Origin of the sequence: Bacillus sp. PS95, assembly GCF_037963565.1 — a bacterium.
Classification (GTDB): Bacteria; Bacillota; Bacilli; order Bacillales; family Bacillaceae; genus Bacillus; species Bacillus subtilis.
In genome coordinates, this window is the sequence record NZ_CP150160.1 from 1134244 (window position 1) to 1148098 (window position 13855).

The 13855-nt window shown below is 45.5% G+C and carries 15 protein-coding genes and 1 riboswitch; of the genes, 5 read left to right on the plus strand and 10 right to left on the minus strand.

All coding sequences use genetic code 11. The features are described 5' to 3' along the window. Nucleotides 1-60 precede the first annotated feature (60 nt). The 6 genes from NSQ12_RS05885 to NSQ12_RS05910 form a co-directional block, all read right to left on the minus strand. Nucleotides 61-1176, minus strand: coding sequence for a mandelate racemase/muconate lactonizing enzyme family protein (locus NSQ12_RS05885; RefSeq protein WP_339176152.1), 1116 nt, complete (start codon nt 1174-1176; stop codon nt 61-63). An 8-nt stretch (nt 1177-1184) separates the two neighbouring features. After that, the gene (locus tag NSQ12_RS05890; RefSeq protein ID WP_003233041.1) at nt 1185-2453 is read right to left on the minus strand and encodes an MFS transporter; all 1269 of its coding nucleotides are present in this window, start codon (nt 2451-2453) and stop codon (nt 1185-1187) included. 111 nt (nt 2454-2564) lie between these two features. Continuing rightward, a complete protein-coding gene (locus NSQ12_RS05895) occupies nt 2565-3413 on the minus strand; it encodes a GNAT family N-acetyltransferase (protein WP_339176154.1) in 849 nt (282 codons plus the stop codon). A gap of 5 nt (nt 3414-3418) precedes the next feature. After that, a complete protein-coding gene (locus NSQ12_RS05900) occupies nt 3419-3868 on the minus strand; it encodes a GNAT family N-acetyltransferase (RefSeq protein WP_339176156.1) in 450 nt (149 codons plus the stop codon). 90 nt (nt 3869-3958) lie between these two features. After that, complete coding sequence (locus NSQ12_RS05905) at nt 3959-5797, minus strand: bifunctional homocysteine S-methyltransferase/methylenetetrahydrofolate reductase (RefSeq protein WP_003245847.1); 1839 nt, start codon at nt 5795-5797, stop codon at nt 3959-3961. A gap of 89 nt (nt 5798-5886) precedes the next feature. Continuing rightward, nucleotides 5887-6004: riboswitch (SAM riboswitch) on the minus strand. A 106-nt stretch (nt 6005-6110) separates the two neighbouring features. Then, the gene (locus NSQ12_RS05910) at nt 6111-6602 is read right to left on the minus strand and encodes a YajQ family cyclic di-GMP-binding protein (protein ID WP_014479415.1); all 492 of its coding nucleotides are present in this window, start codon (nt 6600-6602) and stop codon (nt 6111-6113) included. 98 nt (nt 6603-6700) lie between these two features. On the opposite strand from NSQ12_RS05910, the gene NSQ12_RS05915 reads away from it, so the two are divergent. After that, the gene (locus tag NSQ12_RS05915) at nt 6701-7597 is read left to right on the plus strand and encodes a S1 RNA-binding domain-containing protein (RefSeq protein ID WP_015252384.1); all 897 of its coding nucleotides are present in this window, start codon (nt 6701-6703) and stop codon (nt 7595-7597) included. A 52-nt stretch (nt 7598-7649) separates the two neighbouring features. On the opposite strand, the gene NSQ12_RS05920 is transcribed toward NSQ12_RS05915, so the two are convergent. From NSQ12_RS05920 to NSQ12_RS05930, 3 genes are read right to left on the minus strand one after another with little or no spacing between them, the layout of a single operon-like run. Beyond that, nucleotides 7650-8234: a sporulation delaying protein family toxin gene (locus NSQ12_RS05920; RefSeq protein WP_003244950.1), complete on the minus strand. Its 585-nt coding sequence runs from the start codon at nt 8232-8234 to the stop codon at nt 7650-7652. Further along, the gene (locus NSQ12_RS05925) at nt 8231-9160 is read right to left on the minus strand and encodes a sporulation-delaying protein SdpB family protein (protein WP_033883608.1); all 930 of its coding nucleotides are present in this window, start codon (nt 9158-9160) and stop codon (nt 8231-8233) included. Before NSQ12_RS05925 ends, NSQ12_RS05920 begins: the two co-directional genes overlap by 4 nt. Then, nucleotides 9145-9681 (minus strand): SdpA family antimicrobial peptide system protein, encoded by a 537-nt coding sequence (locus NSQ12_RS05930; protein WP_339176159.1) that lies wholly within the window; start codon nt 9679-9681, stop codon nt 9145-9147. Before NSQ12_RS05930 ends, NSQ12_RS05925 begins: the two co-directional genes overlap by 16 nt. Nucleotides 9682-9858: 177 nt before the next feature. Here NSQ12_RS05930 and NSQ12_RS05935 point away from each other — a divergent pair, with 177 nt between their 5' ends. The 4 genes from NSQ12_RS05935 (at nt 9859) to nprB (ending at nt 12853) form a co-directional block, all read left to right on the plus strand. After that, entirely contained in the window at nt 9859-10206 is a 348-nt protein-coding gene (locus NSQ12_RS05935; RefSeq protein ID WP_003245674.1) for a PadR family transcriptional regulator, read from the plus strand. Further along, nucleotides 10203-10790 (plus strand): hypothetical protein, encoded by a 588-nt coding sequence (locus tag NSQ12_RS05940; RefSeq protein WP_339176161.1) that lies wholly within the window; start codon nt 10203-10205, stop codon nt 10788-10790. The genes NSQ12_RS05935 and NSQ12_RS05940 overlap by 4 nt, the downstream gene beginning before the upstream one ends. Before the next feature lie 19 nt (nt 10791-10809). Continuing rightward, nucleotides 10810-11103, plus strand: coding sequence for a DUF3784 domain-containing protein (locus NSQ12_RS05945; RefSeq protein WP_339176163.1), 294 nt, complete (start codon nt 10810-10812; stop codon nt 11101-11103). A 133-nt stretch (nt 11104-11236) separates the two neighbouring features. Then, on the plus strand, nt 11237-12853 hold the full coding sequence (gene nprB / locus NSQ12_RS05950) for a neutral protease NprB (protein ID WP_339176164.1): 1617 nt from the start codon (nt 11237-11239) through the stop codon (nt 12851-12853). A gap of 46 nt (nt 12854-12899) precedes the next feature. Here nprB and NSQ12_RS05955 read toward each other — a convergent pair whose 3' ends face one another. Continuing rightward, the gene (locus NSQ12_RS05955) at nt 12900-13751 is read right to left on the minus strand and encodes a DegV family protein (RefSeq protein ID WP_119899237.1); all 852 of its coding nucleotides are present in this window, start codon (nt 13749-13751) and stop codon (nt 12900-12902) included. Nucleotides 13752-13855: the final 104 nt, after the last annotated feature.

Below are 13855 nucleotides of genomic sequence, written 5' to 3' on the forward strand. Positions count from 1 at the left end.
CTGTTTTCATTTTATGAGGCTGTCCATTATTTATGTCTCAAAATAAAGAAATGGCCCAGCTTAATAGGCTGAGCCATCCCACTTGTAGCGATTGACGATCTCCATATTGATCTCTGTGCCAATGCCTTTTCCTTTCGGGATGTGGACCATTCCTTTTGAAGGCTGCAGGCTGACGAGATCTGTAAAAGGATTCTCCATGACGTCCCACTCGATCGGTTCAATGTGATCGTTCTTCATTTTAGACCATGGGGGCAGACAGGCTTGTGCAAATAAAGCATAGAGCCGTGAGAGCGATCCGTCATATGCATGGGCGGATGCTCTGACGCCGAAATAACGCGCGAGCTGGAGGCAGTCCCGAAACTCATCAATTCCGTTGACATGCATGACATCGGGCTGAATGATATCCAAACAGCGCTGTGAAAGGAGAGGCACATATTGCGCCGGGCCTTTCATGTTTTCTCCGCCGGCAACAGGAACAGACAAACGGCTTCGAAGCATAGCGTAATCCTGCGGCTGATCAAAGGGCAAAGGCTCCTCAAGCCAGCCAATGTTCGTCCATTCGGAGAAATAGCGCTCCCATTTAAAAGCCGCAGCGGCATCGTAGCTTTGGTTTGCGTCCAGAATCATCGTAATGGAGCTGCCTGCTGTATGCTGCAGCGCATTGATGTGCCGGACATCCTCCTTGAATGAAGTCCCGCCAATTTTGACTTTGATTTGCTCAAAACCTTTTTTCAACTGGGCTTCAACATTGGAGACTGAGCGGCTGATCCATTGCGGGGAGTCTGAGTACGATTGAAAAGACGCGTACACAGGAATCTCCTCTCTGTATCGCCCGCCCCATAATTCGCAAACCGAACAATCCGCAGCTTTGGCTGCAATCTCTGTCAGCGCCATGCTTACAGCGGAGGCCGCCCGCTGGTGCCATTTTTGAATCGTGCGCACTAATGACAGGCGGCTGCCAGCCTGTTTTCCTAATAGAAACGGGATGATCCGTTTCGTAAAACCGACATGGAGAGCAGGGAGCCAATCAACGCATTCTCCCCAGCCGTCTATCCCGTTTTCGGTGATAATCCTGATGAGATAACAAGTCCGATATTGTTTAAACCCATTGGCATCTCCGTATGGCTTTTCTAATCGGTGAAATAGCGGAAAGGTTTCAATCCGTACAATTTTCACACTGGGTGCTACCTTTCCTCAGCGGGCTGGAGTCGATTGCCAGCCATTTTAGGGTCTTCTTTTTCTTTTGTTTCTTCATTGTTTTGCTTCACATGGATGAGCATCATCACAAGAATCCCGACAACGAGAGTCAATCCCGCGATGCTTAAAAACATGCCGGGTCTAGACCATTGCATCAGGCGGCCGAAAATCGGAGGACCGATCGCTACCCCTAAGAAACGTACAGAGCCGTACAGCGAGGTGACAAATCCCCGTCTTTCTTTGCCGACAGCCCCGGTAATAAAACTGTTCACACAAGGAAGGACAAGACCTGAGCCTATACTGCTCAGTACAAGAACACTGATAAAAAGGACAAGATTTTCAATGAATGACAGTGCCGCGTAGGATACGGTCATGAACGCCAATCCAAGTACGATCAGCTTTTTCATTAACGATTGCTTTTGCCCGATTTTGCTTCCTGTTGTATAGGACGTCACACACATAACCAAAAGCGGGATCGCTAAAATCAAGCCTTTTTTCACGCCGTCGGTGTCGTATGTTTTTTCAAGAACATCTGAGAGATAAAACAGGATGCCGAATAAAGTAAACAAACAGGTCGCACCGGCTAAATAAGCGGTAAACAGCCATCTGCCTTCATGTTTAAAGACACTTAACAGCCCTTTTGCATATTTTCCGATTGGTGGCGGTTCTTTTTCCTTTTTCTTTTCTTTAATAAAAATCCAAGTCAGTACGATCGAAATGATACAAAACACAGGAAAGGCAAAAAACGCGCCATACCAGACAAGCAGGGCGATCAGCGAGCCAATGATCGGCGATAGCACTTTCCCCATGCCGTTTGAAGCTTCAACAAGGCCGAGCACCTTGCTCTCCTGGGCGCCTTTAAACAGATCTCCCGTCAGTGCCATGGCAATTGGGCCGGTTCCGGCTGCCCCGATTCCCTGTAACGCTCGTCCTGCCATGACCCAAGGGTAGGCATTGTCAAAAAAACCTGCCGCAAACCCGGCTAACAAACCGCCGGCACCATACAAAATTAAGCAGGGAATAATGATGACTTTCCTTGAGAATCGGTCTGCGAGATAACCGACAATCGGAATCGCAAATGCTGCAATCAAGGAAAATACTGTGATCACGAGACTGACTTGAAATTGTGATAAATGAAGTTCAGATTTCATTTTTGGCAAAATCGGAATAAGCATCGAGTTTCCTAGGGTTAATATTAAAGGGATTGAACCGATTGCCACAATCGTCATTCCGTTATTTTGTTTTGATGATTCCATCTCAGAGCACACTCCTTTTCTTCTGCTTAGAATGTCCCTGATGGCTTCGTTTATTCAGCGATCAGACAGCAAAAAAACGAACAGAAGATACCTGTTCGGGAAAAAAGAGGGTTAACCGAGAGCCTGTGAAATCAAAGCATATAAGTGTCCATTTTGAATAGGCGCTTTTTTCTGATAGAACAAAAGCGGAGGTTCATCATCTTTACGAAATCCCATTTCTATCAGGCTGCCATGCAGAGACGTGTGTTCACTCGGTATATCGATTCGCATCGGCCCTTGTTTGCCGGCCGCCAGCCTGTTAATTATTTGTGCTGCAACATCTGATGATGGAGCGATGATAGGGCCGAATTTCAAATTGGCCGGTGTCTGTACAGAAAGTCCGTAGCCAATTAGCTGTCCGTCCTGATTTCGGGCGATGATACATTCGCATGAAGCAGAAATAAGCTGCTGCAAAAGGTTTGATCGATCTCCGCCAAAGGCAGCCAGATCCGCCGCGGTTAAGTCGTGAAAGTCTTGTTCTCTAAAGGATGTCAGTTCAGCATCAAGCTTTTTTGTATAAGGCTGAAAACTGTGACAGCTGTACTTTCGCACTGAACCAGCCGTATGAAAACCTGCTTTTTCATAAAGCGGCAAACCTTCTTTTGTGGCGCAAAGCCTGATGGCGGTGTTTTCATCCGTTTGGGTGATACAGGCGTTTACCATACGCCGGCCGAGACCGAGCCGTTGATATTCCTTGTCAACGATAACGAGGCCGATAGAAGCAAGACGGCCAAACAAAAACAAGCCGATGCAGGAAATCATCTCACCGCTGACATTTTGATAGCCGAAAAAGCGTCCTTGCTGGACAAGCAGTGCCAGCTCTTGTTCGCCGTAATCCGGCCACCCGGCTTGCCTGCAAAGCCGCAATAGACTAGGGATATGTTCTTCATGAAGCTTAATCAGCTCATCGATTACCCTCATACAGATCACCTGCTTGTTTCGAGTTTTTTATACATGATGATATGTGTGCCTATGCCGGGAATCTCAAACGGTTCGCCGAGTTCTTCCCAGCCAAGCTTTGAATAGTAGCCTTTCACATGGCTTCTGGCATTGCACCAGACTGCCTGAACGCCGTTCTCCGCCAGTTTCTCTTCCGCGTGTTTGATCAGCGTGCTCCCGCCTTTTTGATCGCGATATCTTTCAAGCGTTGCCATGCCTCTCAGCCGATATGCTGGGGATTCTGTTATTAATGGCTGATTTTGCGGGGAAAAAGAAGCGATGCTGATCAGCTTTCCTTCAAAAAACGCGCCGAGATGAAAGGAGCCTTTTGCATGATCCTCTTCATATTTGCATTGTTCAATGGATTGATGGGGACGCAGAATGCGGTGCCGAATTTCATATGTATCTTCCGCGGAAATGGTTTTGACTTCGAGCATAATGTTCCTCCTCATGATTGTTTTTCTATATCGTAACACGAATCCCGTTGAAAAAGACCGCCCGATTGGATCAGACAGTCTTTTAAGGGATTAATGCAAAAAGATATTTTGGCGCTGCTCATCTTTTTGCTGAATATATGATGTGAGCTCAGCGGTTAAGTCAGATCTGAGGAAAGGCGTTATCAAGTAGATGCCGTTAAACAGCTCGCATGCCGTATCCAGCAGGGAGCGTGCAATTGCAAGGCCTTCCGCCTTTTGCTTTTCTTTATCTTCACCGGCATGGGCCATTTTTTCGCGAATCGTATCAGACAGCTTAATGCCGGGAATTTCATTATGGATGAATTCGGCATTCCGGCTGCTTGTCAGCGGCATGATGCCGATATAGATCGGCGTCTTCAGATGTTTTGTTTCGTTATGGATATCGACAAGCTGCTGCTCGGAATAGACAGGCTGAGAAACAAAATAATCTGCGCCGCAATCTATTTTTTTCTCAAGCCGTTTTACCGCTTTATCCAGATGGCGGACGTTAGGATTAAATGCAGCGGCAACTGAGAAATTCGTTTTCTTGCCGAGCGGTTTTCCAGACAGAGACAGACCTTCATTGAATTGTTTGATCAGCCTGATTAAATCAAAAGATGTTAAATCATATACAGACGTCGCACCAGGAAAATCCCCGATTTTAGAAGGGTCGCCTGTAATCGCAAGCACGTCATTCAGCCCTAACGTATCAAGGCCCATTAAATGTGACTGTAAGCCGATAATGTTACGGTCACGGCACGTAATATGGACAAGGGAACGCATATCGAGCTGCTGCTTGACAAGAGCGCCGCAGGCAACATTGCTGATCCGCGGGGTCGCCAGAGAATTGTCGGCGAGTGTCAGGGCATCGATTCCCGCTTCTTTTAATTCAGCAGCCGCCGATAGAAATTTGTCAAAGCTTAGTTTTTTCGGCGGGTCCAGTTCTACGATAATAGAGCGTTTTTTCGCCGCGATCTCATCCAGGCCGGGCTCGGTTCGCTCGTGATGAACAGAAATGAATTCTTTGGCCCGGGTTTTGACTTCTTTTTCCGTAATCGGAGCCAGCCCGCCAACTGCTTCCGCCATCGCCCTGATGTGATTCGGCGTTGTGCCGCAGCAGCCGCCGATAATCCGCGCACCTTGCTTACGGAATTCTGACGCGCTGTTTTGAAAATACGTGTCGTCTGTTTCATAGACGAGCCGTCCCTCTTCAAGCGAAGGAAGACTGCTGTTCGGATAAACGGATAAGAATACGTCATCAAAAATCGGCACTTCGCTTAGCGCTTCAATCATGTGATAAGGGCCGAGGCGGCAGTTAATGCCGACAATATCAGCTCCGAGATCCGCAATCGAGCGCAATGCGTCAGAAAGCGGCGTTCCGTCCTGCAATACGCCTTGCTCGTGCATGGAGACATTGAGCATAATCGGAAGATCAGTCTCTTTGCGCGCGATTTTCAGCACTTCACGGGCTTCTTCCAAATCATAATATGTTTCTAACAGCAAGCCATCCGGCTCTTCATGCAGCAGCAGATACAGCTGCTCGCGGAAGCTGCGCTTAATTTCGTCAAGACTGTATGCGTTTTTATTAAATGTGCGTATGCCGCCCATCGTTCCAAGCACGTATGCATCGCCTGCTGAAGCCCGCGCGATCTTTACGGCCTCCTGATTCATTTTTTTGATGTCATCCTCAAGCCCGTGTCTGGATAATTTAATATAGTTGGCCCCGTACGTATTCGTTTGAATAATGTTGGCTCCCGCTTCAACGTACGCTTTATGTATGCGCTGAATTTCCTCCGGCTTTGAAATATTGAGCTCCTCAAAACACCTGTCAATGCCATAGGAGTAGAGGAGCGTCCCCATGGCGCCGTCACCGATTAACACCTGTCTTTGCAAATCTTCTAAAAGTCCCATTGTCTGCCTCCTTTATTCACATCAGCAAGGAAAAAAGAGAAATAAAAAAAGTCCTCTTAAGAAGAAGACTTTGTCAGTGATTTTGTCTCTTCTTATCTTCCAAGCTGTTCGAGCTTGCTGGATTTAGCACCTTGGTCATGGCTGATCGCCATTACACCGGTTGCTGAAGCTTCGTCGGGCCAGTCCCTCTGCTTCTCTTGATAAGAACGGATATGAAATTTTCGTGTCAGGAAGTGCCAAAAGATACCTGGCGTTTTTCCCTTTCTCCAAATTTACCGAAAATAAAGACAATAATCAATAGGAATCAGAAAATTTATCTGAAATTTATAAATTGAACGTCAATTGGCAGATCTGCTCCCCGCACAGCTGAGATAATCTGCTGCAGGTCATCTTTGTTTTTTCCGGTGACACGCACTTGATCATCCTGCACCTGAGACTTTACTTTCAGTCCGGAGTTTTTGATGATCGTATTGATTTTTTTTGCGTTGTCCTTGTCAATGCCTTGAACAAGCTTTGCACGCTGGCGCACCGTTCCGCCTGACGCGTTTTCAACCTTGCCGTACTCAATGTTTTTTGTCGGTACGTTTCGTTTAATCAATTTGCTGACCAGCACATCTTTCAGCTGGCTTAATTTGAATTCGTCATCGGAAACGAGGACCAGCTCCTCTTTATCTAAAGAAATGTCGCTTTTGCTGCCTTTAAAGTCATATCGGGTACTGATTTCCTTCAGTGCGATTTGGATTGCGTTTTGCACTTCAGGCAATTCCACCTTGGATACAATATCAAATGAGCTTTCTTTTGCCATATGAAAACCTCCATAACATTTAACTTATGTGTTGATTATAGTAGAATAAAGAGAAACTTCCAACAGAACAAAGAATCAATTTGTGATGATTGGAAAAAATGTTAACAAAATCCGCAGAGAATAAGCGGAACAGGAAGGACGATAGCATGAGACCAGGGCAGCAATTAACCTTGAGTATAGATCACCAAACCGACTTCGGTTACTTTTTAACCGATGGGGAAGATACGATTCTCTTACATAACAGTGAAATGACTGAGGATATCGAGGACAGAGACGAAGTAGAAGTCTTTATATACGTCGACCAGCAGGAAAGGCTTGCGGCCACGATGAAAATTCCGGTCATCAGCGCGGATGAATATGGCTGGGTTGAAGTGGTGGATAAAGTGGAAGATATGGGCGTTTTCGTTGATGTCGGTTTATCGAAGGACGCACTAGTCGCAACTGAGCATTTGCCGCCGTACGAAGATGTCTGGCCGCAAAAAGGGGACAAACTTTACTGTATGCTGAAGGTGACGAACCGGGGGCGCATGTTTGCGAAACCAGCGCCGGAAGATATCATCAGCGAACTGTTTACCGACGCTTCAGAAGATCTGATGAATAAAGAGCTGACAGGTACGGTGTACAGGCTGATCGCATCGGGTTCATTCGTGATCACGGATGACGGTATCCGCTGTTTTATTCACCCGTCAGAAAGAAAAGAGGAGCCAAGACTCGGTTCAAGAGTCACAGGCCGGGTGATTCAAGTGAAAGAAGACGGTTCAGTCAACTTGTCGCTGCTTCCGAGAAAACAGGATGCAATGTCAGTTGATGCTGAGTGCATTCTAACGTATATGAGAATGAGAAACGGTGCCATGCCGTACAGTGACAAAAGCCAGCCTGATGATATCAGAGAACGTTTTAATATGAGCAAAGCCGCCTTTAAACGCGCGCTGGGCCATTTGATGAAAAACGGAAAAGTGTATCAGGAAAATGGATGGACATACGAGAAAAAATAGCATGAAAACGGCTCGCCTGCAGCAGACTGCGGAGCGAGCCGTTTTTTTATGTCTAGTTTAATTCATCAACCAGCGTTCTGATTGCCATTTCGCGATCCACATTGTCTGAAATCGCAATCGGCGTAATATCAATGGCGAGAATGATCAGAATCAGGGCACCTGCTGCAGCAACATAAGAAACATAATAGAAATAGTTAGCGGTATCAACAGTGTTGACAAGCTCGGCCTGAACTCTGGATGTATCATCCTTGGAAGCGGCGATTTCCTTTGCTGCTTCTACTTTTTCTTCAACGATTTGACCTGCTTTTTTCAGCAGTTCATCCACTTTCAATGCATCTTTGCTGTAAACAGCTTTCTTCAGGTTATCAAAAAAGTCAGCATCCTCTTTTTTAATATCAGCGACAACCTGATTGGCAAAAGCCTTTGCCTGTTTTGTGTTGAGTTTGTCTGTCATCGCTTTATTAAAGACCTCTGGAAGCTGTTTGCCAACTTCCCCTTGGGCAAACACAAAGCCTTTAAAAATTTCCTCACCTGAATACTCAAGCTGCTTTGCCTGTGCCACACTTTCTTGCTGCTTCACCAAAAACACAGTCGTCACCAATACAACCGACAAAAATACTAGAAACGCCTTCTTCAAACTGAAACCTCTCCCTTCTTGTGTTTTTTATTCCACAACCGTCTGCGAATATATGTAAATTGAATCGTGGAATCGATAGGAGTGAGATACAATATCAAAATGCCGGCCATGATAATCGAAAAACTGATGAGGCCCAGCATGACTGCAAAAATCTCATGCATAAAAACAGCGATGAGCAAAATCAATCTCCAATGCTTCTTCGGCGCAAACAGCGCCGCGAAGATGACAATTTGAACCAGCAGCGTCCCCCATGTCGGAATCACCACGAACGGACTTGTTACAATTGGCTTCGTTAACGCCTGAAAAAAGCCGTTGAAGCCAATGGTTTTTTCCTGGGCGAAATAATAGACGGCCGTTCCGTCCACCCATTCCTGCTGAGACAGCTTAGCGACGGTAGAGTGAAAATAAAGCACCGCCACTTGGATTCTGATCACAAAATAAGAAATAAAAGCTGTTATTTTTCCAAGTGTTCTTTTGCCCTCTATAGGTCTCGTACTCCAATGCCATTTTCTCGGATCGGTCAGCGTGATGGGAAGCAATAAAAAGGTCATGACGGCTGCTGCCTGCTCGCCTCCGTCGATGACGATCAGCGATGACTGCAGGCTGTAACTGACATACCAATGCAGAACCCCGGTGATTCTGGGGCGCCAGCCAATGACAACAAGCACCAGAATGGCAATGCAGACCCATCTGAAAAGATTTAACATCATATAGTTATTTTCGCCGAGGCAAAAGAGACTGAGATTCATTTTACAAGCTGGATAGCTGCTGATCCCGCTGGCTGGCTTCATAATGAGGCTCGGGTGATTGATGAGCAGCGTCAGCAGGCTGGATAGCGCAATGATGCTTCGCGCGAGACCGTATACATTTGTCCACGGGTTTCTTTCGTCCCATCTGGTGATGGTCTGTTTTATGTTTTCGAGCATGAGATCACAACCTTGACTATGCTTTTTACCTGATAAGACGAAGGGGTGTATTTAGAATAGCTCCAAGGAACAATATCCTCTTTCGTCAAATAGTAGCTGCCACAAAGCAGCGGGCGGGGAGCGGGTGTTTTTAATTGCACGGTTTTGGCTTTGCTTTTGCATGCGCCGAGGTCCTTTTCTTTACATGCTGTCCACTGTTCCTTGCCGACTTGGCTGTAGATCACGCCCATTTCAACGCCTTGTGACCGCCCATACCGATACAGGCCGAATAGGTTGTCAGCCCTCATATTGGGCCATCTGACCTTGGAGCTGGCATTTTCAGCCTCATATAAGCCGATTGCAGTATCACGCGGATTTTTGCTAAAAAAGCCCCAGCCCTGAGGGAGGATGCTGGACATGAGAAATTTGGAGTCCTTTGTCAGCGGAATCGGGGTTGTCCCTAAGCTGCCAATAATAGAAAACAGAAATAGCGAACCCCAAAGGATTGAAAAAATGACAAAAAATGATATCGATTTCTGCATTCGACTGCTCCTTTTAACCTGAAGAATCGTTTTTACACTTTTCATAATATAAAAACATTTATGTAATAAAAAGGTTAAAAAGTATGAGAAATTCCATTTTTGTTAAAAGAAAAAACAGGACATTTTACACTGCTATATGTGATTGATATATAGTGGTTTTTTCGATATATTTAAACCATGAAAACGAATCAAGTTAATGACCGCTGGATTGTTCAATTTCGAAAAGGGATTTTCGAGCTGGCCATCCTATCCCTTCTGCGTTCTAAACCGATGTACGGTTATGAGCTGACGTCATCCTTAAAAACCACCTCGGCTCTGGCTATTTCAGAGGGAGCGATTTATCCGATTTTGAAACGTATGACCGAGAAGGGATGGATCGAATTTTTTTGGGAAGATTCACTGGACGGCCCGAAAAGAAAGTATTACAAAATGACACAAAAAGGAGAAGAAATGTTAAAAGAACGGCTGGAGAAATACCTGGAAACCCATCAAGCCTTACTGTCTTTATCGGGGGATTTGCTATGAATGGACAGCTTATCATTGACCGATACATGGAGGAACTAAATGCAGAGCTGGCGAATATGCCTGATGTAGAGAGAGAAAACGCTATCGACGAATTAAAGGGGCATATCACCGCTTTCGTTCAAGACAGAATCAAAGCCGGCCTTAGTGAAGAGGAACTGCAGGAAGCTGTTGAATCTGAATTTTCTCATCCGAAGGAGCTTGCCGAATTGATGATAGGTGATGGGGGAGAGACGAAAAGGAGGAGGTCTTTATTGGGCAAAAGCTGGCTTTCGGTCCTTCTCATTGTCACGATTATCGCCCTGCCGCTGCTGCCGTCCGATTTCAGACATCTGCCGCTGGCTGTTTATTTAATGGTGCTCGCCGGATATGTATGGAAGCGGAAAAAATTGATGATGTTTGCAGGTGTCAGAAAAAACAAAATGCGCTCTCAAAAGGAGATTGTCAAGATTTCGCGAGTCGGTGCGGTTTATCTGCTGTTTTTAGCAGTGGTGCTTCTTTTGAGCCCGTTCCTCAATGCGCTTGTCGTCCTGCTGCTGATTGCAGTAAGCTGCGCCGCTTTTTTTCTTTTTCTTAACATCAAGTAATCTTGTAGGAGGCTGTAAGATGGAAATCAGCATCAATTATCTATTAATTGTCATCGCGCTTTTATTCTTTGTGGTTGCCTATTTTGTCGGAATCAAAAAACAAACCTGGATGCTGGCTGGGTTTAACGAGGCGCGTATACGGGATAAAGACCGGCTGGCCAGAATAGCAGGCTACTTTTTCTTGAATTCCGGTACGTTCATATTGCTGAATAGTTTTATCTCATTTCAAGGTCAGGAGCAGCTCATGCCTCCGCTTATACTGGCATATGGAGCAGGGGTTATTATTTATGTCAATAAAAAATTAGTAGAGTAGAAAAAGAAGGGCAGAGCGAAATATCTCTGCCCTTTTTTGGGGAAAATAAGAACGAAGCACCACATACAAGTTTTTGTATTTTTGATAGGATGAAGAAAAATGATAGATTCCAAAATAGGAAGGATGTGGTGTTTTGCGCAACCTGACCAAGACATCTCTATTACTGGCCGGCTTATGCACGGCGGCCCAAATGGTTTTTGTAACACATGCCTCAGCTGATCAAAGCATCAAATACGACCATACGTATCAAACCCCTTCATACATCATCGAAAAGTCACCGCAGAAGCCGGTACAAAACACAACCCAGAAAGAATCGCTATTTTCCTATCTTGACAAGCATCAAACGCAGTTTAAGCTCAAAGGGAATGCGAACAGCCATTTTCGCGTTTCGAAAACCATAAAGGATCCAAAGACAAAACAAACGTTTTTTAAATTAACTGAGGTTTACAAAGGAATTCCGATTTACGGCTTTGAACAAGCGGTCGCGATGAAGGAAAACAAACAAGTGAAAAGTTTCTTTGGAAAGGTGCATCCGCAAATCAAAGACGTCTCCATTACACCGTCTATTTCTGAGAAAAAAGCAATACATACAGCAAGGCGTGAGCTCGAGGCTTCCATTGGAAAAATCGAATATCTTGATGGGGAACCAAAAGGCGAATTATATATCTATCCACACGACGGTGAATATGATCTCGCCTACCTTGTGAGACTCTCGACATCTGAACCTGAGCCTGGCTATTGGCATTATTTCATCGATGCCAAAAACGGAAAGGTCATTGAGTCCTTTAATGCCATTCATGAAGCGGCAGGTACAGGAATCGGCGTGTCAGGTGATGAAAAAAGCTTTGACGTCACAGAACAAAATGGGCGCTTTTATTTGGCTGACGAAACAAGGGGAAAAGGGATCAATACGTTTGACGCGAAGAACCTGAACGAAACCTTGTTTACGCTTTTGTCTCAACTGATCGGGTATACGGGCAAAGAAATAGTCAGCGGCACGTCCGTATTTAATGAACCTGCGGCTGTAGACGCACACGCAAATGCGCAAGCCGTTTACGATTATTACAGCAAGACATTTGGCCGTGATTCTTTTGATCAAAACGGAGCAAGGATTACGTCTACCGTGCATGTCGGCAAACAATGGAACAATGCTGCGTGGAACGGTGTCCAGATGGTATACGGGGATGGAGACGGTTCGAAATTTAAACCGCTGTCTGGATCGCTCGACATTGTCGCGCATGAAATCACACACGCAGTCACACAGTATTCCTCCGGTCTTTTATATCAAGGAGAACCCGGTGCATTAAATGAGTCCATTTCTGACATTATGGGCGCGATGGCTGACCGTGATGATTGGGAGATCGGCGAAGATGTCTATACTCCTGATATTGCAGGAGATTCATTGCGGTCATTGGAGGACCCATCTAAGCAGGGAAATCCAGATCATTACTCGAACCGCTACACAGGAACAGAGGATTATGGCGGAGTCCATATCAATTCGTCCATTCACAATAAAGCAGCTTATCTTCTTGCAGAAGGAGGCGTGCACCACGGTGTACAGGTTGAAGGGATTGGGCGTGAAGCAAGTGAACAAATTTACTATCGGGCTTTAACATATTATGTAACGGCATCTACAGATTTCAGCATGATGAAGCAAGCGGCGATTGAAGCTGCCAATGATTTATACGGTGAAGACTCGAAGCAATCAGCTTCAGTCGAAAAGGCGTATGAGGCTGTCGGCATTCTATGAGCAAACAAAAACAGTCAGGACACAGAGTCTGACTGTTTTTGTTTGCTCATTTTCTTAAAAAGAATATCGCCAATGTACCTGGGCCGGCATGCGAGCCGATTGCTGAACTGATTGGATGCATAATGATTTCTTTCGGCTTGAACGCTTCCTCAATCAGGTGTTTCATGTCCGTGGCTTTTTCTTTGTTCGCGGCGTAGCTAATCCCGACGGTTTGATTGCTCCAATCATCCCCGCGCTCTTTCATAAGCTCGATGATCCGTTTGAAAAGTTTCTTCTGTCCGCGAATTTTTTCCAGAGGCACAAGCTTGCCGTCCTCCATCTGAAGCAGCGGTTTAATATTCAACAGGCCGCCGACAAAAGCGGACGTTTTGGATATCCGGCCGCCCCTCGCGAGATATGTTAAATCATCAACGGTAAAAATGTGTTCAAGCTGGCTGCAAAAGTTCTTTACAGACGTTTCAATTTCTTGTATTGTATTCCCGTTGATACAGAGATCGGCAGCATGCCGGACAGCCAGACCGTATCCTAATGAAGCGCATTTGGAATCAATGACCCGCAAATCGAAATCGGGGAATTCCTCCTTCACTTCATTGGCGATCATTACAGCTGTCTGATACGTGCCGGAGAGACCTGAGGAAAAGGCAATGTAAAGAGCGGGATCACCTGTTTCGGCATATTGCAAAAACACATTTTTAATCGTTTGCGGTGAGGCTTGAGACGTCTTAGGCGTTTCTCCATTGTGCATAGCTTCAAATATTTGATCCGCATGAATTGTGACTGCATCTTCGAATTCTTTATCGCCGAGAGAAACCCTGAGCGGAATAAAGCCAATGCCTTTTTCTTCAAAATAAGAACGAGGCAAATCAGTGGCGCTGTCAGCGATGAGATGAACTGTCATATTGCTTCCCTTCTTTCCGTTATCGCTCGTTATCATGAGAGTTAAGCCAACTATATCATATTAATTTGCCAAAATCGTGTTCAAATATTTGTTTTAAGGGAAAA